Annotated in this window: 16 protein-coding genes, 2 tRNA genes and 1 other RNA gene; 10 read left to right on the top strand and 9 right to left on the bottom strand. The window is 75.1% G+C overall.

Annotated elements, in window-relative coordinates:
- Positions 1-461 precede the first annotated feature (461 nt).
- Positions 462-1,040, bottom strand: coding sequence for an SMI1/KNR4 family protein (locus NPS70_RS22730; protein WP_256526221.1), 579 nt, complete (start codon positions 1,038-1,040; stop codon positions 462-464).
- Positions 1,041-1,284: 244 nt separating this feature from the next.
- Between NPS70_RS22730 and NPS70_RS22735 the strand changes: the two genes are divergently transcribed.
- Positions 1,285-1,668 (top strand): hypothetical protein, encoded by a 384-nt coding sequence (locus NPS70_RS22735; protein ID WP_256526222.1) that lies wholly within the window; start codon positions 1,285-1,287, stop codon positions 1,666-1,668.
- 422 nt (positions 1,669-2,090) lie between these two features.
- Here the strand turns inward: NPS70_RS22735 and NPS70_RS22740 are convergent, their stop codons facing one another.
- Positions 2,091-2,648 (bottom strand): helix-turn-helix domain-containing protein, encoded by a 558-nt coding sequence (locus tag NPS70_RS22740; protein WP_256526223.1) that lies wholly within the window; start codon positions 2,646-2,648, stop codon positions 2,091-2,093.
- Positions 2,649-2,723: 75 nt separating this feature from the next.
- On the opposite strand from NPS70_RS22740, the gene NPS70_RS22745 reads away from it, so the two are divergent.
- Entirely contained in the window at positions 2,724-4,373 is a 1,650-nt protein-coding gene (locus NPS70_RS22745) for a bifunctional NAD(P)/FAD-dependent oxidoreductase/class I SAM-dependent methyltransferase (protein WP_256526225.1), read from the top strand.
- A gap of 105 nt (positions 4,374-4,478) precedes the next feature.
- On the opposite strand, the gene NPS70_RS22750 is transcribed toward NPS70_RS22745, so the two are convergent.
- Positions 4,479-4,673, bottom strand: a complete 195-nt coding sequence (locus NPS70_RS22750) for a hypothetical protein (protein WP_256526226.1) — start codon at positions 4,671-4,673, stop codon at positions 4,479-4,481.
- Positions 4,674-4,990: 317 nt separating this feature from the next.
- Here NPS70_RS22750 and NPS70_RS22755 point away from each other — a divergent pair, with 317 nt between their 5' ends.
- Positions 4,991-6,385, top strand: a complete 1,395-nt coding sequence (locus NPS70_RS22755; protein WP_256526227.1) for a hypothetical protein — start codon at positions 4,991-4,993, stop codon at positions 6,383-6,385.
- Positions 6,386-7,903: 1,518 nt separating this feature from the next.
- A complete protein-coding gene (locus NPS70_RS28770; RefSeq protein WP_256526228.1) occupies positions 7,904-8,101 on the top strand; it encodes a peptidoglycan-binding domain-containing protein in 198 nt (65 codons plus the stop codon).
- A gap of 240 nt (positions 8,102-8,341) precedes the next feature.
- On the opposite strand, the gene NPS70_RS22765 is transcribed toward NPS70_RS28770, so the two are convergent.
- The 3 genes from NPS70_RS22765 to NPS70_RS22775 all read right to left on the bottom strand — a co-directional run bounded on the left by NPS70_RS22765 (position 8,342) and on the right by NPS70_RS22775 (position 11,766).
- Positions 8,342-9,433: a class E sortase gene (locus tag NPS70_RS22765; RefSeq protein WP_256526229.1), complete on the bottom strand. Its 1,092-nt coding sequence runs from the start codon at positions 9,431-9,433 to the stop codon at positions 8,342-8,344.
- 272 nt (positions 9,434-9,705) lie between these two features.
- Positions 9,706-11,130, bottom strand: a complete 1,425-nt coding sequence (locus NPS70_RS22770; RefSeq protein ID WP_256526230.1) for a hypothetical protein — start codon at positions 11,128-11,130, stop codon at positions 9,706-9,708.
- 548 nt (positions 11,131-11,678) lie between these two features.
- Positions 11,679-11,766, bottom strand: a tRNA-Ser gene (locus tag NPS70_RS22775).
- 98 nt (positions 11,767-11,864) lie between these two features.
- On the opposite strand from NPS70_RS22775, the gene ffs reads away from it, so the two are divergent.
- The 6 genes from ffs (at position 11,865) to NPS70_RS22805 (ending at position 20,624) form a co-directional block, all read left to right on the top strand.
- Positions 11,865-11,961, top strand: an RNA gene (ffs, locus tag NPS70_RS22780) — signal recognition particle sRNA small type.
- Between the two features lie 78 nt (positions 11,962-12,039).
- Positions 12,040-14,280: a DNA polymerase III subunit gamma and tau gene (locus NPS70_RS22785; RefSeq protein ID WP_256526231.1), complete on the top strand. Its 2,241-nt coding sequence runs from the start codon at positions 12,040-12,042 to the stop codon at positions 14,278-14,280.
- A 61-nt stretch (positions 14,281-14,341) separates the two neighbouring features.
- The gene (purD, locus tag NPS70_RS22790; RefSeq protein ID WP_256526232.1) at positions 14,342-15,592 is read left to right on the top strand and encodes a phosphoribosylamine--glycine ligase; all 1,251 of its coding nucleotides are present in this window, start codon (positions 14,342-14,344) and stop codon (positions 15,590-15,592) included.
- 347 nt (positions 15,593-15,939) lie between these two features.
- Positions 15,940-17,613 (top strand): hypothetical protein, encoded by a 1,674-nt coding sequence (locus NPS70_RS22795; RefSeq protein WP_256526233.1) that lies wholly within the window; start codon positions 15,940-15,942, stop codon positions 17,611-17,613.
- A 522-nt stretch (positions 17,614-18,135) separates the two neighbouring features.
- Positions 18,136-19,596 carry a N,N-dimethylformamidase beta subunit family domain-containing protein gene (locus NPS70_RS22800; RefSeq protein ID WP_256526234.1) on the top strand — a complete coding sequence of 487 codons (1,461 nt, stop codon included), beginning with the start codon at positions 18,136-18,138 and terminating at the stop codon, positions 19,594-19,596.
- 128 nt (positions 19,597-19,724) lie between these two features.
- Positions 19,725-20,624 (top strand): phosphoribosylaminoimidazolesuccinocarboxamide synthase, encoded by a 900-nt coding sequence (locus NPS70_RS22805; RefSeq protein WP_256526235.1) that lies wholly within the window; start codon positions 19,725-19,727, stop codon positions 20,622-20,624.
- Positions 20,625-20,972: 348 nt separating this feature from the next.
- On the opposite strand, the gene NPS70_RS22810 is transcribed toward NPS70_RS22805, so the two are convergent.
- The 3 genes from NPS70_RS22810 to NPS70_RS22820 all read right to left on the bottom strand — a co-directional run bounded on the left by NPS70_RS22810 (position 20,973) and on the right by NPS70_RS22820 (position 23,073).
- Positions 20,973-21,045 (bottom strand) — tRNA-Gly (locus NPS70_RS22810).
- Between the two features lie 22 nt (positions 21,046-21,067).
- Entirely contained in the window at positions 21,068-21,682 is a 615-nt protein-coding gene (locus NPS70_RS22815) for a response regulator transcription factor (protein ID WP_256526236.1), read from the bottom strand.
- Positions 21,679-23,073: a histidine kinase gene (locus NPS70_RS22820; RefSeq protein ID WP_256526237.1), complete on the bottom strand. Its 1,395-nt coding sequence runs from the start codon at positions 23,071-23,073 to the stop codon at positions 21,679-21,681. The genes NPS70_RS22815 and NPS70_RS22820 overlap by 4 nt, the downstream gene beginning before the upstream one ends.
- Positions 23,074-23,094 lie beyond the last annotated feature (21 nt).

Here is a 23,094-nt window from a genome sequence, read left to right on the forward strand (position 1 = left end):
CTCGGGCCGGTTCCCCCGGCTCAGTCCGGTGCGCGCGGACGACCCCGGAACGAGCCGGAGCCGTCCCTGTCCACGCCTCTCATGTCCTCTCCTTCGTGCAGGCCCACGGGCGCTGTGCCCCTTGCCTCCGGGCGATCGGCCTTCGCTCCGGAGCGTGTCCACGACGTCGCAGGGACAGAACTGCCCAGCCGTCCCCGGTGAATGCGTCGGCACCGGGCCATTCGCTCTCAAGCGTGAGGGGCGCCGGGTAAACCCCCTTCCGGTTCCCGGGCGCGCGCTCCGCCCTTCGGTACGCCTCCCGCCCTGCGGTACGCCACGGCCCGGAGTCCCCGGGCGCGCCTGCGAGCCTCCGGTGCCGGTGCGGGTGCCCACGCCGGCGTTCTGCGGGCGGACGGGACCGGAGGAGGCCGGGAGCGCGGGCGGTTCCTCACCTCGGGAGGGACGCGCCCGCCCGCGGCCGGTCACCCCGCGATCCGCGAGGCGGCGAGCTCCCAGGGACGCAGTTCCCCTGCCCCCTCGTCCTGGTCCGCGTCCTCCTGGTCCGCGTCCTCCTGGTCCGCGTCCTCCTGGTACCAGCCCGTCCCGGCCACCCAGGTCTCAAGCCACCGGGCCAGGCTCACGTCGTCGACGAACCAGGCGGCGGCCCAGTCGTCACCGACGGCGTTCGGCTCGAAGAGGAGCACCGCGGCCGTCTCGCTCCGGCAGTCCACCGCGGCGTACATCCCGCAGCCCCATTCGAGGACGGGAACCACGCCCTCCGGCCAGAAGGGCGCCTCCTCCTCGGCGGAGGCGGACCGCTCGGCGTGGTAGGCGCTCACCACCGTGCGCGTCGGACCCACCAGGGGGAGCAGGGTGTACTCGGGGCCGAAGCCGCCGTTGGCCACCTCCCGGTACAGGGCGGCCAGCAGGGGCGGGAGCGCGAAGCCGAGAGCGGCCTCCGAGGCGGCCACGTCCGCGGCAGAGACCGCGGGCGGCAGCGGGGTCTCTCCGGCCCGCGCCCGGTCCGCGACACGGGCGAGGAGGTCTTCGTCGGTACTCACCCACCGGATGCTGTCAGCCGCCTCTGACAACCGGCCCGGCCGCGGCCCGCCCGCGCCGCGGCCGCGTCCGCCGGTGCCAGGGCCGGAGGAGGCATGAGCCCGCCGCACCCGCCGCGACCCCCTCGGAGACTCCCCGTGGCCGACGCGCAGGCGCCGTGCACGACTGCCGGGTCCGTGACCGGGCCCCGCACCCCCGGGTTCGCGCATCCTCCGGGACCGAGCGAGCGGAGGGCAGAATCGGATCATGGCGAAGCAGTCCGCACGGCCGGTCCGCCGTGCCTCCCCCGGTTCGGTGCTGTCGTTGTGGTCGCAGGACTCCGTGCTGTCGATCGGCTCCGTGGGATCGGTGCTCTCCGTGGGGTCCGTCGGCTCGGCCCTGTCGGTGGGTTCGATCGGCAGTGCCCTGTCGGTGGGCTCGATCGGTTCCTCCCTGTCGCTGATCTCGGCCGGGTCGTGGCTGAGCACAGGGTCGCTGCTCTCGGCGCAGTCGCGCTGGTCGGTGCTGTCGTGGCGCTCCTCTCACGGCTTCCTGGCCGTGGGTGCGCTGGGGGCGGCGACCGGAGGCGCCCTGCTGCTGGTCCGGATGCTGCGCGAGGCCGGCACCGGCACCGGCACCGGGCGACGGTGAAGGGCCGCCACCGAGTGGCGCCGCGTGGCGGTCCGCCGGAGCCCGCAGTCCGGTGTCCGGGCGCCGCGCGGACCCGACCGGTCCCGGAGAGCGGCAGGGCGGCAGCGGCTTCGCCCTTCATCGGGACGGAAACCGGGGCGGACGAACACCGGAGGCCGCCGGAGGCCGCAGGCGCTTCGCGCTCCGGCCCTCCGAGCCGGCGGAGGACGCGAGCTTCGAGCACATGAGGGGTCGCCCCGACACGCCGTCCACCTGTCCGTGCGCGATTCCGGGCGGGTTCGCATGCCTTCCGGCCCGCGGCGCCGTGGTGGTGGGCCGGTGGGGTGAGCGGTCCTGAACGACCGTGAACGCACACCGGGCTGCGGCCCCCGGCACCCTCGTGCCGACCCCGGGGCCGCCGCGCTGCCGCGCGAGCGGCGAGGTCACTGGTGCACGTGGGCGCGCTGGCCGTCGCGGTCGAAGATCATGATCAACTCGGCCGGGCCGCCCAGGGCCGTGATGGCGTGCGGGACCATCGTCGCGAACTCCGCGGCCTCCCCCGTGCCGACGTCGATCTGCCGCTCGCCCAGCCACAACCGCACGCGCCCCTCCATCACGAGGAACCAGTCGTGGCCCGGGTGCACTCGTTGGCCGGGTGGTGCGTCGGACGGTTCGAGGCGCATCTTCACCGCGACCGTCCGCCCGTCCGGGCGGCTCAGCTGCCAGGTCGTCCGCGTGCCGCTGCTGTGTGCGACCGGGCGGATGACGACGTCGCCGTCGGCGGGCGCCTCGAAGAGCGCGTCGAGACTCAGCTGGAGGGCGTTGGCCAGCGGTACGAGCACGTCCAGGCTGAGTGTGCGCCTGCCCGTCTCGATGCGGCTGATGGTCGAGGGGCTGAGGTTGGTGCGCTCGGCCAGTTCGTCGAGGGAGTACCCCAGGGTGGTGCGCATGCTGCGCAGGCGCGATCGTGCCAGGGCTTCGATGTCGGCGACTCCGTTCATGTGCCCATCCTGACGCGTCTTGCGGATTGTGCAAGTGTGCTTGCCGAACTCGCTAGGCGCTGTACGGTCGGATGCATGAGCGAACACCCCGGACACAGCGGGCACCCGGCCTCGTCCGAGCCCACCGAGCGGGCCGGCCACACCCCGCACCCGACCATGGAGCGCCACTGCGACGTGGCCGTGATCGGTGGCTCGGCCGCCGGTCTCGCGGCCGCCCTGCAGCTCTCCCGCCAGCGGCGCGGCGTCGTCGTGGTCGACGACGGCACCCCCCGCAACGCCCCGGCCGCGCACATGCACGGCTACCTCGGGCGCGAGGGAGCCGCTCCCGGCGAGCTGGTGGAGACCGGGCGCGCGGAAGTGCGCGCACACGGCGGGGAGGTGCTCCCCGGCCGGGTCGTGGGAGTGCGCCGTCGCGACGACGGCCGGTTCCACCTCGACCTCACCGGCGGGCACGCGCTGGTGGCCCGCCGGGTCCTCGCCGCGACCGGCCTGTCCGACGAACTCCCCGCGATCGACGGTGTCGCCGGAGGGTGGGGGCGAGGGGTGATCCACTGCCCGTTCTGCCACGGCTTCGAGGTGCGTGACCAGCGCCTGGTGCAGATCGTCACGCACCCCCTGGCGCTCCACCCGACCCCGCTGTTCCGGCACCTGAGCGACCGGCTGACCGTCGTGCTGCACGACCCGGCCGGGCTCGACGAGGAAGCCCTCGAAGCCCTTGCCGCCTCCGGCGTCACCGTCGAGCGCGGCGAGGTCGCCCGGGTCCGCACCGGCCCGGACGGCGAGGTGTCCGGGGTCGAACTCGGCGACGGCCGCGTGCTCGAGGCCGACGCCGTCGTGGTCGGCTCGCGGTTCCGGGCGCGCGTCGAGGCGCTGGCCGGGCTCGGGCTCACCGCCGCTCCGCACCCGACCGGCATCGGCGACGTCCTCGCGGTCGACGCGCGCGGCGAGACCTCCGTACCGGGGATCTACGCGGCCGGCAACGTCACCGACCCGAGCCTGCAGGTGCTGCCGTCGGCCGCCCAGGGCAGCCAGGTCGGCTCCATGATCGCCTTCAGCCTCGCCGAGGAGGAACTCCGCGCCGCCGTCCGGCACTCGGGCGAGGAGGCCGACTGGGACCACCGCTACGCGGGCCCCGACCGGGCCTGGAGCGGCAACCCCAACGGCACACTCGTCCACGAGGCCGCCGCCCTGTCCCCGGGCCGGGCCCTCGACGTGGGCACCGGCGAGGGCGCCGACGCCCTCTGGCTGGCCGAACACGGCTGGAAGGTGACCGCCACCGACATCTCCGGCAACGCGCTCGCCCGGGTACGCTCCGAGGCCGAGCGGCGCGGACTCGCCGTCACCCTCGTACGCGGCGACGCCAACGACCCCGCGCCCTTCGGCACCGAGACCTACGACCTGGTCTCCCTGCAGTACGGCTCGTTCAAGCGAACGCCCGACCAGCGCGGTCTGCGCAGCCTGCTCGCCGCCGTCGCCCCCGGCGGCACGCTCCTGGTCGTGCACCACGACCTCACCCCCCTGCGCGACCCGGTGGACGTGGCCACCCAGACCCGGATGTACGACCCGGAGGCGTTCGTCGGGGTCGACGAGATCGCCGCCGCCCTCGCCGCCGACCCCGGCACCTGGCGGGTCGAGACGCACGAGACCCGGCCGCGGCCCGCCGGCGCGGCCAGCACCCACCACGTCAGCGACGTCGTACTGCGCGCGACGCGACGGCCGGCCTGATCGCACGCCGGACCCGTCAGCGCGCCCGCCCGCCCGGCCGGCCGGGTCCCCGGGGCAAGCCGCGGCCGCCGAGGCGGCCTTCGCGGCGGACGACCGCTCGACGGCTTACCGGCGCGCGGCCGCCGGGGTGGCCTGCGGGCTGATCTTCTCGATCACTTCGTTCGCCTGCTCGGTGGGCGACCGCGACGAGCCGAGGGCGCTTGCCTGCGGTGCCGTACCCGTCCGGGATCCGTCGATCGCCGCCGGGGGGTAGGAGCCACGGGCACGGAGCCGGTGGCTGACCGCCTCGTCGAACGACACCGGCCGCTCCCACCGGGAGTGGCGGGCTGACCGACGGCTCGCACCGGGCACATGAGGGGAGAGCTGCCTGCTTCGCAGGGACTCCCGCCGCTTTGCCCGACCTTCACCGATCACCGCCATCGGCGGGGCCGAGGCCGGACGACGACCGCCCGGACCTGCGTGGGGTGGGTCGGGCCAGGCGTGTGGGCGAAAGCGCGGTGCCGGGCGGGTGCGTCGCCGAGCCAAAGGTAACGGAAAGGTAAAGCTCTGGGAGGGTTGTGATCCCACCTCGCTCTTCCTCGGTGACGAGCCACGAAACCGAGGGAGCGCGGAGCGATATGGGACTCAGTCTGAAGAAGGTCGCCAGAACGGCGGTGGTGTCGGCGGCGCTGCTCGCGGGCGCGGGAGCCGCTGCCTCGCCGGCCGCCGCGGACGACACGGGCAGGAACCGCGTCCTGGTCGTCATGCTGGACGTCCAGGACCGGGTCCACGCCGACCCCGGTGCGACCAAGGCGGACTTCGCCGCACGCTACTTCGGGGCCGACAACTCCCTGAAGTCCTACTACGACAAGGTCTCCCGCGGACGCGTCGACTTCGTGCCCGCGCTTCCGGAGAAGGTGATCGGCCCCTTCAAGATCTCCGTGAGCGGGGGCACCTGCCAACCGGGGGAGATCAAGGTGAAGGCCGAGGCCCTCATGGCGGCCAAGGGCTTCAAGAAGGGCGAGGACTACGACAGTCTTTCCATGGTCACGCCGAGGATCGGCTGCTCCTGGTCCGGGCTGGCCACCATCGGGCGGGGGGTCAGCTGGATCCAGGCCCCGCGAGGCACCGCCAACCTGGGGGTGATCGTGCATGAGTTCGGCCACAACCAGGGCTACCCCCACCAGCCGGGCCTCGTGTGCAAGGACGGGAACCTCACCGACTGCGCCGAGGGCAGGGGCGGCAAGTCCCCGATGGGCGGCGGTGGCACCCGCCTCGGTCTGACCGCCACCCAGCTCATCCGCAGCGGTTGGCTCGACGCCGCCGAACACCGGCGGGTCAAGGACTCCGGCACCTTCACCCTGCGTCCCCTGTACGGCGAGCAGCAGGGTGTGCGTGCCCTGGAAGTGCCCCTCGGCGAGGACAAGGTGGTCCTGGAGTACCGCCGCCCGACGGCCGGACTGGACGAGGAACTCGGCGGCGTCTACGCCTACCGCGTCACCAAGGACCACTACGCCGGGGGTCGGCAGATCCGCCTGGGATCGAACGACGGTGACGGCGCCGTGACCACCTTCACCGACACCGCCCACAAGCTGAAGGTCTCCGTCACCTCCACCGGTGCCGACGGCGCGGAGGTGGCGATCAGCATGAACGGCAAGGCCGCGCCCCCCGCCGAGAAGACCACGCCGGTCGTCACGGAGGAGGTCGAGCCCCCGTCCCGGCCCACCCCCTCCGACGACGCCCCCGTCGTCCACGGCGACGACGAGCCCCCGGCCGACGACGCCCACGGCGACGACGCCGCCGGGGCACCGGGAGCCCCCGCCCACGGCGCCGGCACGGGAACCGCCGGCGCACCCGGTTCCTCGTCCGACGACGGCACACACACCACGAACTCCGACACGGACCAGACCCGTCTGGCCGCCACCGGCAGCGACGCCACCGTCCTGGTGCTCGTCTCCGTGAGTGCGTCACTCATGCTGGTCCTCGGCGCTCTCGCACTGAAGCGCACCCGCCGCAACCGCGCTCACCCCTGACGTCGCACCAGTAGCCGCAGCAGGGGCGTGTCCGGGCCGGCCGCGAGGCGGACCGGGCACGCCCCTGCCCCCACCAAGGCCGCTCATCGCATCGAACCGACGAGCCCGTATCCCGGACGGCGGATGCCGGCGCAACGCCGCCGCACGCCCCCGGCAGGCCCCGCTCAACCAGACCCAAAGCCGACGCATCACCGACACAGGCGCCTTCCAGACGAACCCGCACCGCACCGCCTCCACCCCGCCCCTCGGACACGGCAGACACCTCGACCACCCGGCCGACACCCCGCCAACCCACTCGACACCCCACGGGTCCGTGCCGCGGCTCCCCGTCCGGACGCGACGCCGCAGATCTGCACGTCCGGCTGCAGTGACCCGGCCGGCACGAGAGGAACCGGGACGGCACGGACAACCGGCAACCGCGTCCTGCGCGAGGCGGGACACGGCCCCGCACCGGCTTCGCCGTCGGCCTTGCGCCGGACCGTGGCCATGGCTGCACCCCCCGGCGAGACCTTCAGGAAGAGGACGGACGTGTCCGGATCGATCTGCCCACGCTGCGGTACCGCCCGACCGCAGTCGGGCCCAGACTGCCTCTGCGCGGCCCCCGGGGCGACCCCGGGACGCGACACCCAGCCGTTCGAGGAGACATGGGTACGCCCCTATCTCTGCGGCCCGCCAGCCTGCGAAGCCGGGCCCCCGGACGCGCCCGCGGACCCGTGGGCAGGGGAGAGCATGAGCCCGCCCGGCCCCGTGCGGGGCATCATGCAGGCCTACACGCCACTGCGCCAGGACGAGGGCTGGGTGACGGACCACCGCGATTCCGGCTACCGCGACTCCGGTCCGCTGGAGACGCCTTCACGAGGACTCCTGCCCCCGCACCATCCGGCTGCCGGGCTCGCCGGTCCTCGGGACTCTCCCGCTTCCCCGGCTTCGGGTGCCGCGGATGACGACACCGCCGTCCTGCGCCTGGTCGGTGCCCAGCACACCGTCGACCCGCCCACCGCGCCCCGGGAGGGGACAAGCCCCCGCCGGCTTCGCAGGGGAAGTGCGGGGGCGAGGCACCCCGCCGGTCGGAGTCGGGGTGCCAAAGCCGCGGGCACTGCGGCCCTGTTGGCGGCGCTGGTCGGCACGACCGCGCTGGCCGGCGCTCTGGTCGGCGCTGGGGGCACCGCGCAGCGAGTGGCACCCGAAGCGACGTCCTCCGCCCACTCCGACCCGAAGCCGACCACCTCACCCACCCCCGTCGGCAGCCCGCGTCAGGAGACTGACGAAGGGGAGGACGCCGCTGCCGGCGCTGCCCCGTCGGCGTCGAACTCCCCCACCTGGTCCCGCCCCACGACGACCCCGCCCGAAACCACCCCGCCCGTGCCCACCCCGACGACCGCCTCTTCCGGAGGAAGCGCCGAGGAGTGCCTCGTGCCCCGCCTCCCCGGGGCGCCGTGCCCGATCGCCGGAGAGCAGCAAAGCCTCCCACCGAAAGGGAGATCCACCGGCCTGTGCTGTGGAGCCAGCGGCCCTGAAGTGGCCGACCTGCAATTCCGGCTCCGGTGGCTCGACCTGTACGGCGGCCGGCTCAACGGCACGTACAACCAGCGCCTGACCGACTCGGTTCTCGCCTACCAGCAGAGCCGCGGCATCACATCCGATCTGCCGGGCCAGTACGGTCCGGCGACCCGCGCCGCACTCCAGCGCGAGGTGCCCGACATCGTCAGCGACTGATCTCCGGTGGATGCAGAGAGGGCCGGCGGCTCAGGACGACTCCTTCGAGTGGTCCACGGCCCCGCGGTGCGATCCGGCACGTGAACCTTCGTTCCGCAGGCCGGGAGCGGGGGTGGCCCGACGGCGGACGGCACCCCTCCGGCTGCCGGGCGCGTGAGCTGCCACCGCTCGCCGGCCCCCGGCAGGGAAGGGGACCTTCCCGGTCAACGGTCACATCCCGTGGGCCGGCCATCCTCAAGGTCAGCTCCGGCTCCGGGGGCGTTCCTCGACGAGCCGGCCGAAGACGATGAGGCGTCCCCGGGTGCTGTACTCGGGGGTGCAGGTCGTCAGGGTGATGTACCGGCCGGAGGTGGTGAAGGGCGATCCGCCGGGGATCGGCCGGAGCACGCTGACGTCGGTCGGGGGTGTCTCGGGGATGCGGCCGGCGACCTCGTAGGTGTAGGCGGCGGTCGCGGTCTCCACGACGATCCGGTCCCCGGGTGCCAGTCTGTCGATCTCCCGGAACGGCTCGCCGTGGGTGTTCCGGTGCGCGGCCAGCACGACGTTGCCGGTGGGGTCGGAGGGCATCCCCGTTCCCGTGTAGTGGCCCACCAGCCCTCTGTCGAGCACCTGCTCCGTCCCGGTGCCCTCCGCGATCGGTGAGGCCAGCCCGAGTGCGGGGATGCGGAGGATCGCGAATCCCTCGCCCGGCTCGAACGCCCCGGTCTCGTCGGCCGTCCGCGGGTCACGGGCCTCGTCGGTCCATGTCTGTTCCAGTCTGGAGAGTGCCTCGTGGGCCTCGGCCCGGGCCTGGACGTTCGTCCACCACACCTGGTGGACGACGGAGAGGACCATGGCCAGGCCCGATGTGATCAGCACGGCACTCGCGGCCCGGGAGGCGCCCTTGGACGGTGGCTTCCTGCGGCGGCCGGGCGCCCGGCGCCGCCGGGAGCCGGCTCGGCGCCTCGACGCCCGTCGGGCCGCGGGCCGTGGTGAGGCGGACGCCTCCGCGTCCGGTGCCGTGGGCTCCGGAGCGGCGCTCGTCTCGGGAAGCGGCTCCGGTGCGAGCGGGGCGCCGCTGGTGTGCGGCTCGGAGCCGGTCGGCCAGGGGTGGTGCGGCGCGGGGGCGTACGGCGGCTGCTCGTGGAACCAGCCGTCGGGCGCCGGATCAGGGGTGTGTGCCTGCTGGTCGTAGGGATGCGGGTGGTGGGGCCAGGGGTGGTGCGGCGCGGCGGCGTACGGCGGCGGCTCGCGGACATACCACCCGTCCGGCCAGGGGGCCGGCGCGTACGGCTGAGGGGCCGTCCCGTCGGCGGCCCGGTGCGCGGCGTCCTCCGGATGCGTCGTGGTCATGAGAAGCGTTCCTCCGAAGTCTCGGCCGAGGCGCGCCCGGGGGGCTGAGGGCGGCTGCCACGCGGGCGCGGCACACCGCGGGGTGGAGAGTGCTGCGACGGCTTGCGTCCCGGGCCGCCGCCGCCGGAGTGCCCGGGCCGCCCGGTGCGGCCTGCGCCTCGCCGCGTCGGCGTTCAGGTACCCGGTCGGCCGCGTCCGGGAAGGGAAGCCGCGGGGCCCTGGCCGAACGGGGCGGCACCGCGGTGTGGGGGCCGGGCGCCGCGTGGGGCCGGTCAGAGGCTCTGGGAGGCCCTGTGCCGGGAACGGGCTCGTCGGACCGCGACGAACGCGCCGCCGAGGAGGAGCCCCGTGCCGCCGACGGCGGTCAGCGTGAGCGTGGTGCCGTCGCTGCCCGTTGCGGCGAGGTTCTGGCCCGGGAGGCCGGGGGTGTGGCCGACCTTGCCGGACGGCGCGTCGGTCGAGGACTGCGCGGTGCCCGTGGCGTCGCCCTCCTGTCCGGCCTCGTTCTGCGTGGCACCGTCCTGCGTGGCGTGCTCGTGCGCGGAGTCGGTGCCGGTCTCGTCGACCTCGCCGGGACCGGTGGGGACGGCCGGGTCGGTCACCTCCACGGGAGCGGCGGTGTCGGCCGCTTCCTCCGGTGCGACGGCGGTGCTCGGCGCGGCGCCGGCGGCCGGGGCCCTGCCGTCGAGGCCGACGGCGACGGTGGCGGCGTCGGCGGTCCGGCCGGTGACCTTCACCGTCACCTTGCTCGCGTCGTCGCCGAGTTCGGTGACGCCCGCGTTGCGGTCGGTCGTGTCCAGGACGATCGGGACCGCGGTGTGGTACTTGCCGTCGTCGACGCGGTAGGCGAAGACGCCGTCGAAGTTCCCGTCCAGGTGGCCGGAGGGCCGGCGGTACTCGAGGAGCAGGCTCTGCTTGCCCTTCAGGGGGATCTCCAGGGCCCGGGTGCCCTTCTGCGTGCCGTAGAGGGGCTTGAGGCTGAAGGTTCCGGAGCCGGTGACGCGCTGGTGCTCGGCGGTCTCCAGCCAGCCCATGCGGATCAGCTGGTTGGCGGAGAGCCCGGCGCCTCCGTTGCCGCCCATGGGCGAGCGGCCCGCGACGGCGGCGCGGTCGGTGCAGTCGACGAGGTTGCCGTCCCGGCACTGGTAGCGGACCTGGTGACCGAAGCCGATGTTGTGGCCGAACTCGTGGCGGATCGTCGTCTCGGAGACGGTGTTGTTCTTGGTGTTCAGCCAGGTGTAGCGGCCTCCGATGGAGCCCATGCCGGACCAGTAGCAGCTGATGTTGGGGAGGACGATGGACAGGTGGTCCCAGTCCTTCCTCCGCTCCAGGCCCTTGGCGGTCACCTGGGCCTCGATGTCCTCGCGGATTCCCCGGAGGTTGCTGCAGCCCGCCTTCTGGTGCAGCGTCAGCGGGCCGATGACCTTCTCCTTGGCGGCGGGCGCGAAGGTGAAGCGGCCGCGCGAGACCTCGGTGAAGTACGTGGACAGGGAGTCGCCGGGACCGAAGTACTTGTCGAGGGCGTCCGCCCGCATCGCCGCGGGGTCGGGGTGGGCGCGGTCGGCGAAGTCGGCCACGACGACCAGGACGCGCCCGGTCTTGGCGTCGTCCGCCGCGGCCGGTGAGGCCGAGGCCCCGACCGCCAGCGTGGTGAGGGAGGCCGCAGCGGCCAGGAGCCTGCCGGTTCTGGTGTGCATGTGCTCTGTACTCCCGTTGCTCGAAGACTGACTGCACGGGTAGGGAGCGGGCACAGGGCGCCCCCTCGCGCCGTGTTACCGGTTCGTTATCTCCGGGCGGGGCGGGTGTCCCGGCTGCGGCTCGCAAAGGAGCTGCGGGAAGGTCGCCCCGCGACCCTTCCGCGACGGCGGCGCGGGGCGGTCCAGGCGCCGTCGCGGGGCGGGGGTGCTGAGCGTGCCGTGAGCGGGGAGGGGCCGATGGCCGTCGGCGTCGTCGGCATCGAGGCGGGCGGTGGTTCCTCGCTGGCCCGGGCGCCGGCCCGGGGGCGGCCGCCCGCATGACGCCCGTCACACGGCTGGCGCGTTGCTGATGCTGTCCGGTGCAGCGGACCGTGGCGTCGGCCGGATCGCGGGCCGGGAGCCCGGCGGTGCCGCAGCGGAACGGCGGTCCGAGGCGGCGACCACGGCACGGCCTCTGTGGGCGAGGAGCAGGACGACCCGGCCTCAGGACAACGACGAAGGGCCCCCTGTTTCCAGGGGGCCCTTCGACATCGTGCCCGGTGAGGCACTGGCGGAGGATACGAGATTCGAACTCGTGAGGGGTTGCCCCCAACACGCTTTCCAAGCGTGCGCCCTAGGCCTCTAGGCGAATCCTCCGCCGGGAACATTACATGACGTCGGGGGGTGCTCGCGAACCCGTTCCGGGGGGATCCCCCGAGGGGGTCGAGCACCCCTCGGGATCGGGTAACCTGGGGCGCAGCCCCTCACGTGGCGCTATCTGACTGAACTCCCCCAGGGCCGGAAGGCAGCAAGGGTAGGTCGGCTCTGGCGGGTGCGTGGGGGGCGTCTGCGTTCCCGGGGAACGGTCTCCGGGGCGGGCGCCGCGACGGGCCGCTCCGGTTGTCCGCGGGCCCCGATAACCTCGTAGGCGTGTCGTCCCTTGCGCTGTACCGCCGCTACCGCCCCGAGTCGTTCGCCGAGGTCATCGGACAGGAGCATGTCACTGACCCGCTCCAGCAGGCCCTGAGGAACAACCGGGTCAACCACGCGTACCTGTTCAGCGGTCCGCGCGGCTGCGGCAAGACGACCAGTGCGCGCATCCTGGCGCGCTGCCTCAACTGCGAGCAGGGGCCCACACCGACCCCGTGCGGTGAGTGCCGGTCCTGCCTCGACCTGGCCCGCAACGGTCCCGGCTCCATCGACGTCATCGAGATCGACGCGGCCTCGCACGGCGGTGTGGACGACGCCCGCGACCTGAGGGAGAAGGCGTTCTTCGGGCCGGCGGGAAGCCGCTACAAGATCTACATCATCGACGAGGCCCACATGGTCACCCCGCAGGGCTTCAACGCCCTGCTGAAGGTGGTGGAGGAGCCCCCGGAGCACCTGAAGTTCATCTTCGCCACCACGGAGCCGGAGAAGGTCATCGGGACCATCCGCTCCCGTACGCACCACTACCCCTTCCGGCTGGTGCCGCCCGGCACGCTCCGGGACTACCTCGCCGAGGTCTGCGGGAAGGAGGGCATCCCCGTCGAGGACGGTGTGATGCCGCTGGTCGTGCGGGCCGGGGCCGGCTCGGTGCGGGACTCGATGTCCGTGATGGACCAGCTGCTGGCCGGCGCCGCCGACGACGGTGTGACATACGCCATGGCCACGGCCCTCCTCGGCTACACCGACGGTTCCCTGCTGGACGCGGTGGTCGACGCCTTCGCCTCCGGGGACGGCGCCGCGGCCTTCGACGTGGTCGACCGGGTCATCGAGGGAGGCAACGACCCCCGCCGTTTCGTGGCGGACCTGCTGGAGCGCCTGCGTGACCTGGTGATCCTCGCCGCGGTCCCGGACGCGGGTGCCAAGGGCCTGATCGACGCCCCCGACGACGTGGTGGAGCGGATGCAGGCGCAGGCGTCCGTGTTCGGCGCGGTCGAGCTGAGCCGCGCGGCCGACCTGGTCAACCAGGGCCTGACCGAGATGCGGGGCGCGAACTCCCCCAGGCTGCAGCTGGAGCTGATCTGCGCCCGGGTCATGCTGCCCGCGGCCTTCGGCGACGAGCGCTCGCTGATGGCCCGGCTGGAGCGCCTGGAGCGCGGTGCCGCGGCCGGGCTCCCCGCGGGCGCCCCCGCACCTGCCATGGGCTACGTGCCCGGCCCCGACGCCCAGGCGCATGTGGCGCAGGTCCCCCCGGGCGGCGGCCCCGCCGCGGCCCGCGCCGCCGTGCGCGCGGAGCAGCCGCCTCCGCCGCCCGCTCCTCCGGCTCCCGGGCCCGAGGCCCCGGCCGCGCAGGCGCCCGCCCCGCCTGCGCCTGCCCCTTCCCCGGATGCCCGGCCCCCGGCGGGCCCCGCCCGGCCTGGGGCCTGGCCCGGGGCCTCGGCCGGCTCCGGTGGTGACGCCGCGCCCGCGCCGCCCGCCCCGGCGGCCGAGCCGGGCCGCCGCCCCGGGGGCTGGCCCACCGCGGCCTCGCCCGGGCAGGGTGCGCCCCAGCCCGCGGCCGCCCCCGCACCGCCTCGGCCGCAGGCCCCGCAGGCTCCGCAGGCCCCGGCGCCGTCCGCGGCCGCTCCGGCCGGAGGCGGGGCCGGGCAGGTGCGGACCATGTGGCCGGACATCCTGGAGGCGGTGAAGAACCGGCGCCGGTTCACCTGGATCCTGCTCAGCCAGAACGCCCAGGTGGCCGGATTCGACGGCACCACCCTCCAACTCGGCTTCGTCAACGCCGGAGCCCGGGACAACTTCGCCGGCAGCGGCAGCGAGGACGTGCTCCGGCAGGCACTCGCCGAGCGCTTCAACGTGCACTGGAAGATCGAGGCGATCGTCGACCCGTCCGGCGGCGCGGGCCACCCCTCCGGTCCGGGCCAGCCCCCTTCCGGCGGGTACGGCGGCTCCGGCGGCGGGGCCGCGCCTCCGCCGCGCCCGCCCGCCCCCGCCGCGCCCCAGGCCCCGCAGGCCCCCCGGCCGCCGGAGGCTCCGGCCGCGCCCGCCCCGGGGCAGCCGGCTCCGCAGCAGGCCGCACCGAAGGAGCCGCCCCGCTCCGCGGAGCCGCCGAGCCCGCCGCCGGTCTCCCTGGAGGACGACGTCCCGGAGGAGGACGACCCGGACCTGGTCGACTCCGCCCTCTCCGGGCACGACCTGATCGTCCGCGAGCTCGGCGCCACCGTGGTGGAGGAATACACGAACGAGTAGCGGGTCCTCTCTCGGAGGCCCGTACGACGACTTCCGGCGCCCGGCGGCTAGGCTGGCGCCCGTGAAGGTCCTTGTCATCGGCGGCGGCGCCCGCGAACACGCCCTGTGCCGCTCCCTGTCCCTCGATCCCGACGTCACCGCCCTGCACTGCGCGCCCGGGAACGCCGGTATCGCCGACGTGGCCGAGCTGCACGCCGTCGACCAGCTGGACGGCGGGGCCGTCGCCGCCCTGGCGGCGTCGCTGGAGGCCGACCTCGTCGTCGTCGGCCCCGAGGCGCCGCTGGTGGCGGGTGTCGCCGACGCCGTGCGCGCCGCGGGGATCCCCTGCTTCGGCCCGTCCCGGGAGGCGGCGCAGCTGGAGGGGTCCAAGGCCTTCGCCAAGGACGTGATGGCCGGGGCGGGCGTGCCCACGGCCCGGAGCTACGTCTGCACCACCGAGGCGGAGGTCGACGAGGCGCTCGACGCCTTCGGCGCCCCCTACGTGGTCAAGGACGACGGTCTCGCCGCGGGCAAGGGCGTCGTCGTCACGGACGACCTCGCCGCCGCCCGCGAGCACGCGCTGTCCTGCGACCGCGTGGTGATCGAGGAGTTCCTGGACGGTCCCGAGGTCTCGCTCTTCGCGGTGACGGACGGCACCACCGTGGTGCCGCTGCGGCCCGCCCAGGACTTCAAGCGCGCGCTGGACGGCGACGAGGGCCCCAACACGGGCGGCATGGGCGCGTACTCGCCGCTTCCGTGGGCCGACCCCAAGCTGGTCGACGAGGTCGTCGAGACCGTCCTGCAGCCGACCGTCGACGAGCTCCGGCGCCGCGGAACCCCGTTCTCCGGCCTGCTGTACGCGGGGCTGGCGATCACCTCGCGCGGGGTGCGGGTGATCGAGTTCAACGCCCGGTTCGGCGACCCGGAGACGCAGGTCGTCCTGGCCCGCCTCACGACCCCGCTGGCGGGGGTGCTGCTCGCGGCGGCGAACGGGACGCTGGACTCGCTGGAGCCGCTGCACTGGCGTGAGGACGCGGCCGTCACGGTGGTGGTGGCCTCGCACAACTACCCCGGCACGCCCCGCACCGGCGACCCGATCGAGGGCCTGGAGGAGGTCGCGGCCGAGGACGCCCCGCACGCCTACGTGCTGCACGCGGGCACCCGCCGCGACGGCGACGCCGTCCTCAGCGCGGGCGGGCGGGTGCTGTCGGTGACCGCGACCGGGGCGGACCTCGCCCAGGCCCGTGAGCGGGCGTACCGGGCCGTCTCCCGGATCCGGCTCGCCGACTCCCAGCACCGCACGGACATCGCCCGGAGCGCCGCCGGGGAGTGAGCCCGCGCCGCGTGCGCACACGGCGGGAGGGAGCCCGGCGGCATCGCGCCCCGGGCTCCCTTCCGCCGTGTGCGTCCGCCGCCGTACCCGGTCCCGGCCCGCCCGCGCGGGGGCTCGTCCCGCGCGGGTCCCGTCATCCGGTGTCCACCCCCCGCGTCCCACCCTTGCCCCAAAGCCATTCCATCGGGTGATGGCTGGGCCATCCGGATGACGGTCGCCGAACCCCCAACTATGGTGCGGCGCAGGCTTTCCGGCACTTGGCTCACCGGCATTGCGATGTCGGCGGCCGGTGCCACAGTGGGGGAGTGACCAACACCGTCGCAGGGCAGAGGGGGTGAGATCCGGTGGTGTCCGGTTCCGGTTTTTCCGTCGGCGCTCACGGCGCCCGTTCCAAGGCTCTCGCCGTACTGCGGGTGCGCGGCTGGGCCACGGCCGCCGCGCTGCTTCCCGCGGCGGCGGCCGTCGTGCTGCTCGCCGGCGCGGCCACGGGCCCGATGCGGGGCGCGGGCTGGGACACGGCGCGCTGGATCACCGGGGCCTGCGCGGTGGCCGTGCTGCTGGCGGCCGCGGGGGTGGCCGCGGTGATCGCCCGTGCGGCCCCCGCGCTGACCCCCACCGTGGAGCTCGCGCCCGGTGCCGCCCCGGACCTCCACCGGCTGGTGGAGGACCTGGCCGACCGCCTCGACGTCCCGGCGCCGTCCGCCCTCGCGCTCACGCCCGACTGCGACAGCTGGCTGGAGGACCGCTCCCACCCCGCCCGGAGCCGTACCGGTGCCCGCCGGTCCGGTGAGGGCCCGGTGCTGGTCATCGGCTCGCCGTTCCTCTGGTGGATGCGGGTGGCCGAGCTGCGCGCGGTGCTGGCGCCGGTGGTGGCGGGCGCGGGCCCGGCCGCGGACCCGGACATAGCCGCCGCCCGCCGGTTCGTCCGTGCGCTGGACGCGGCGGTCGCGGACGCCGCCGGGCCCGACGGGCGGCGGGGCATAGCCGCGCCCTTCGGGGCGTTGGCGGGCCGTGTCGCCGCGGTGCTGCTGCGGGCCTGCCGGACGGATGCGGCGGAGATGGAGCGCTGGGTCGCGACGGCCTCCTCCGAGCGCGCCAAGGGCGTGGACTTCGGGCTGAGGGTCGTCGCACAGGAGCAGGTCGGCCTCGCCTACGCCGGATGGGACCGGCTGCTGACGCGGGTGGCGCTCCCCGCCTGGCGGATCGGCCGCTGGCCCTCACGGCTGGACGCGGGCGTGGTGGCGGCCCTGACGGAGTTGTCCCGCCGGGACCGGCTCGCCGACGGCTTCGCCTCCCGTCTGGGCGAGCGCCCCGCGTGCGACCTGCTGGAGGAGCCGGGAGCCGTGGACGAGGCGGTGTCCCTGCTGGCGGCCCGGCTCTTCCACGGAGGGCGGTCCGGTCCCCCGTGGGCACCGGTCGCCTGGGAGGCCTATCCCGAGCAGGTCGTGGACCGCACCTGGCGGGCGCAGGCGGCCCGTATCCACGGGGTGCTGGACGACCTCGGGGTGCCGGCGGCGACCGGTCCCGGCGGTCCGACGCTGGCCCGGGTGATGGAGCACCTCTCCCGGAGGCCGGGCACCGCCGCGGGAGACGGACTGGCGGCCGCGCTCACGGCCCGCGCGGCCCGTGAGGAGGCGGCCGGGGCGGCGGGTCCGGGCGGCCCGGGGGAGCAGCGCCCCCCGGCCCCGGGCGAGGAGGCGGCCGCTCCCGCCGCCGAGGAGGTGTCCGCGCTGTGGGGCGGGGACACCACCCCGCTGGTGCCCCTGCAGCCGCCCCGCACCGGGCGGGAACTGCTCGCCGACCATGTGGTCGCCATGGTGTGCTGCACGGCGATCGACACCGTGGGCGCGGCGCCCGGTATGGACTGGCTCGACGGTCCGGTCCTGCTGGTCGACGGTGAGCGCTGCGCGGACCTGCTGCCCCCGGTGCTCAGTCTCGTGGAGGAGGGCGACGCCGCGCCGCTGCGCGTCTGGCTGGGCTCGCTCGGAGTGCGCCCGGAGAAGCCCGTGCGGCTGGTGTGAGCGCCCGGCCGGGGCGCCCCGTCGGCCGGAGCAGTTCGGCGGGGGTGCCACCGGGGCCGGCGTCCGCGGCCCACAGGGGTGTGCGCGACCGGCGGCGGGTCGCCCGGTGCCCTTCGACGCGGCCGGTGGCCGGAAGCGGTCCGTGCGGTGGGGCCGTCCGGGGGAGTCCGGCCGGCGGTGTGCGCAGTCCGCGGTGCCCGGAGCGGCAGGTGTCGTGAACCGCTCGGGTCCGGTCGCCGCCCGGTCTCCCTCCTCTCCCACCGGCTCGTCCTCCGCTCCTTCCCGGTACGGATCGGTCGGACGCGAGGTCCGCAGGGCGGCAGCCGTCACGGGCGGCCACGCAAACGCGCCGGATATGCGGGCAGCACGCCCGGGACGCCGGAAAGGTCCGGAGAAGTCCCTTCCGTTTCACGTCAATTCGCGACGAACGGTGACGGGCTGAGTGCGTTATGTGATGTGCTGGAGACCGGCGCTGCACAGGTCTGCGCCCACCGGCGGTCCGGGGCACCGAGGAGGCACGGCATGAGGGCGGAGAGGATCCGGCGATGGGAATCGGGCGCCCTCGCCCATGCCGTCAGCGACCCCTTCGGCCAGGGGCCGCTGCCCTGGCTGCGGGGCAGCGAGCAGTACTTCGGCGACACCGGGCAGGTCGTCCCCTGGTACGCCGACGAGGCGATGGCCCGGGGCGGCTCCGGTCGCCCGCGTACCGCCGACGACGTCCACCACCAGATCAAGGGCTTCGTCTCCCCGGGGGCGGTCGAGCCCGGCGGGGCCGTCGACTTCCACATCACCGTGGACCCGCCTCAGCAGTTCTCGGTCGACGTCTACCGGATCGGCCACTACGGGGGCGACGGTGCCGCGAAGATCACCACCAGCCCCCGGCTCTCGGGGATCGTCCAGCCGCCCCCGCTGACCGCCGACCGCACGGTCTCCTGCCACCACTGGTGGCTCTCGTGGCGGCTGCAGATCCCCTCGTACTGGTCCGTCGGCGCCTACGTGGCGGTGCTGACGACCCTCGACGGGCACCGCTCCCACATTCCGTTCACGGTCCGCGACGACCATCCGGCGGACCTGCTCCTGCTCCTGCCCGACATCACCTGGCAGGCCTACAACCTCTACCCGGAGGACGGGCGCACCGGTGCCAGCCTCTACCACGCCTGGGACGGGGACGGCCGGCTGCTCGGTGAGGCGGAGGCCGCGACGACGGTCTCCTTCGACCGCCCCTACGCCGGTGCCGGCCTCCCGCTGCACGTCGGCCACGCCTACGACTTCATCCGCTGGGCCGAGCGGTACGGCTACGACCTGGCCTACGCGGACGCGCGGGACCTGCACGCGGGGCGCATCGACCCGGCCCGCTACCGGGGCCTGGTCTTCCCCGGCCACGACGAGTACTGGTCGGTGTCCATGCGGCAGGCGGCGGAGCGGGCCCGGGACAGCGGGACGTCGCTGGTGTTCCTCTCCGCCAACACCCTCTACTGGCAGGTCCGGCTCGGTCCCTCGCCGTCCGGCGTGCCGGACCGGCTGCTCACCTGCCGCAAGCGCCGCGGCCCGGGGCGCCCGGCGCTCTGGCGCGAGCTGGACCGCGCCGAGCAGCAGCTGCTCGGCATCCAGTACGCGGGCCGGGTGCCCGAGCCGTCCCCCATGGTGGTGCGCAATGCCGACCACTGGCTGTGGGAGGCCACCGGCGCGGGCGAGGGCGACGAGATCCCCGGCCTCGTCGCGGGGGAGGCCGACCGGTACTTCCCGCGCACCGCGCTCCCCGAGCACCACCGGCGGATCCTGCTCGCCCACTCCCCCTACCGGGACGGCGAGGGCGTGGTGCGCCACCAGGAGACCTCGCTCTACCGGGCGCCCTCCGGGGCACTGGTCTTCGCCTCGGGGACCTTCGCCTGGTCGCCCGCGCTCGACCGGCCGGGCCATGTGGACGCCCGTGTCCAGCGTGCGACCGCCAACCTCCTCGACCGCATCTGCAAACGCGACTGAGCTCCGCGCCCCGCCGTTCGCGCGCCGCGTCCCGGCGGGCGGTCGGCGCGGCACGGCGCCCCCTGGTCGGGAGAGCCCCGCCGGTACGGGAGAATCGGTGCCGTCGTACTGAACCACGGGGAGGAACCGTGTCCGGATTCGTCGAAAAGCCCGAGCCCGTCCAGGTGCCGGGACTGGTGCATCTGCACACCGGCAAGGTGCGCGACCTGTACCGGAACGAGGCGGGCGACCTCGTGATGGTCGCCAGCGACCGCATCTCCGCGTACGACTGGGTGCTCCCCACCGAGATCCCGGACAAGGGGCGGGTGCTCACCCGGCTGTCGCTGTGGTGGTTCGACCGGCTGAAGGACCTGGTGCCCCACCACGTCCTGTCCACCGAACTGCCCGCGGGCGCTCCCGCCTCCTGGGAGGGCCGCACCCTGGTGTGCCGCTCGCTGCGCATGGTGCCCGTGGAGTGCGTGGCACGCGGCTACCTCACCGGGTCGGGACTGGCCGAGTACGAGCAGTCCCGGACCGTCTGCGGCCTGGCGCTCCCCGAGGGGCTCGCCGACGGGTCCGAGCTGCCGGCGCCGATCTTCACCCCGGCGACCAAGGCCGCCGTGGGCGACCACGACGAGAACGTCAGCTACGAGGAGGTCGCCCGCCAGGTCGGCGCCGAGACGGCGGCGCTGCTGCGCCGGAAGACGATCGACGTGTACGCGCGGGCGCGGGACATCGCCCGGGACCGCGGCATCATCCTGGCCGACACCAAGTTCGAGTTCGGCTTCGACGGGGACGCGCTCGTCCTCGCCGACGAGGTGCTGACGCCGGACTCCTCCCGCTTCTGGCCCGCCGACGCCTGGGAGCCGGGGCACGCGCAGCCCTCCTACGACAAGCAGTTCGTCCGCGACTGGCTGACCTCGCCGGCGTCCGGCTGGGACCGCCGGAGCGAGGAGCCGCCCCCGGCGCTGCCGGAGGAGGTCGTGGCGGCCACCCGTGCCAAGTACCTGGAGGCCTACGAGCTGCTGACCGGCACCGCCTGGTCCTAGGCCGGTCTGGCACGGTCCCGCACCGCGCACACTCGCTGCGTTGCCGGAGCCGTCCCCGGGCGTCCCGTACGAGGACGGCCCTCCGCCCTGCGGTGGCACGCACCACATGCCGCGCACCCAGCTGCGGGCGGACGGCGCCGTGCCGGACACGACCCGGCGCGCGCCGGCGGCACGCGGGGCCCCGTGTGCCGCCGCCCCGCCGTGAGGGACCCGGCCCGCCCTCCGCGACCGCCCGGGCCCGGCCGGTGCCGGGCCGCCCGGCTTCCCCCGGGGGAAGCCGGGGAAGCGGGGTGCGGTGGAGGGGGACACGACGAAGCCCCCGGTGAGATCACCGGGGGCTTCGAACCGAGCGGACGACGAGATTCGAACTCGCGACCCTCACCTTGGCAAGGTGATGCTCTACCAACTGAGCCACGTCCGCATGCGCCGTAGCGCGGAGCCCACTATACCCAACCTTTCTCCCGGGCGAGACGCACCGCGGTGTGGCGGTTCTCGGCGCCGAGCTTGGAGGCCGCCGAGGAGAGGTAGTTGCGCACGGTGCCCGGGGACAGCGAGGCCCGCACGGCGATCTCCGCGACGGGCGCCCCGTCCTCGGCCAGGGCCAGCACCTCGGCCTCGCGCGCGGTCAGCGGGGAGTCGCCCGCGGAGATCGCGTCGGCCGCCAACTCCGGGTCCACATAGCGGTTTCCCGCGTGGACGGTGCGGATGATCTCGGCGAGCCTCCGGGCGCTCACGGTCTTCGGGACGAAGCCCCGCACCCCCGCGGCCAGGGCCCGCTTCAGGTGCCCGGGGAGTCCGTGGCTGGTCACGATCAGGCTGCGGCACCCGGGGAGTTCGTCCCTGAGGCGTGTGGCCACCGTCACACCGTCGGCGCCCGGCATCTGCAGGTCCAGCACGGCCACGTCCGGCCGGTGGGCCCGGGCCATCGCCAGGGCCTCGGGCCCGGTGGCGGCCTCGGCGACGACGCCCAGGTCGTCCTCCAGGGCGAGCAGGGCGGCGAGTGCGCCCCGGATCAGGTGCTCGTCGTCGGCGAGCAGGACGCGTACACGCGGGGTCACGCGGGCTCCTTCGGCTCGGTGCTCGTACGGGGCGGCTCCCGCCCCGGGGCGCTCCGGCGCTTTCCCGGGGCCCGCCGGGGGCCCGGCGGCCGGGGCACGGGGCCGGAGGCGGCGCCCGGTGCCGCGGTCCCCGCTCCCTCGGCGCCGGGGTCCTCGGGCTCCGGCAGCGGGACACGGGCGGCCACCCGGAAGCGGTCGCCGTCGAGCGGGCCCGCCTCCAGGCTGCCGCCGACCGCGGCGAGGCGTTCCCGCAGTCCCGCCAGACCGGAGCCCGGGCCGGCGGGGGCGGCCCGGGCTCCCGCCCCGTCGTTCTCGACGGTCAGGACCGCGCTGCCCTCGGAGAGGCCGACCGAGATCGTGCAGTGCCGGGCGTCGCCGTGCCGCAGGGTGTTGGTGGTGGCCTCACGGACCACCCAGCCGAGGGCGGACTGGACGGCCGCGTCCAGCGCGGACAGCTCCCGCCCGCCGCGGTGGGCCCGCGGCACGGCCCCCGGGTGCGGGGCGGTCAGCACCGTGCACCCGATGCCCGCGGCCGCGAGCACGCTGCTCGCCCCGTCCAGTTCGGCCCGCAGGTCGGCGTCCCGGTAGCCGCGCACCACCTCGCGCACCTCCCGCTGGGACTCCCGTGCGATCCGCTGGACCTCGGTCATCTGGTCGGCGGCCTCCGGCCGTCCGCGGTGCGCGAGTTCCACGGCGAGCTCGCTCTTGAGCGCGATGACCGCCAGGTTGCGGCCCAGCACGTCGTGGAGGTCCCGTCCGAAGCGCAGCCGCTCCTCGGCGACGGCCAGCCGGGCCTCGACGTCCCGTGCCGCGTGGAGCTTCCACATCACGGCGAGCACCCACAGGGAGACCCGGACCGTGACCGCGAGCCACCCGGTGACCAGACCCACCGTGACGGCCACGGCCACCGCGGCGCCCGCCCCGTACCCGGCCCCCGGCAGCACCGCGGCGAGCACGACGAGTGCGAGCACCTGGTGCAGGGCGACCGTCCGGGCCCTCGGCAGCAGGCAGTGGCCGCCCGAGAGCGGGGCCAGGCAGCAGCCGAGGAGCAGCGGGAGCAGCCCCTCCGGCACGGCCTTCGCCGCCGCCACCACCGGCGCCGCCAGTGCGGCGGTGGTGGCGGCGCAGAGGGCGAGCAGCCGCCCGGGGTAGGCCCTGCGGCCGAGGTACGCCTCGATCGCGGCGCGGGCGAGGCGGTGGCACAGGACGCCGTTGACCACTGCGAACAGCAGGGCGGCGGAGGCCAGGAGGGGCTGACCCGCGTCGCGGACCAGGAGGGCGGCCATCAGCAGGACGACGCACAGCACCGCACCCCAGTGGATCGCGTACACCGAGCCGCGCGTGTACAGATCGACCTTCGCCGGTCCGCTGCGGCCGCTCCAGAGCTTCACCCGGTCCCTCCTCGTCTTCCG

Origin of the sequence: Streptomyces sp. C10-9-1, from assembly GCF_024497955.1 — a bacterium.
Classification (GTDB): domain Bacteria; phylum Actinomycetota; class Actinomycetes; order Streptomycetales; family Streptomycetaceae; genus Streptomyces; species Streptomyces sanyensis.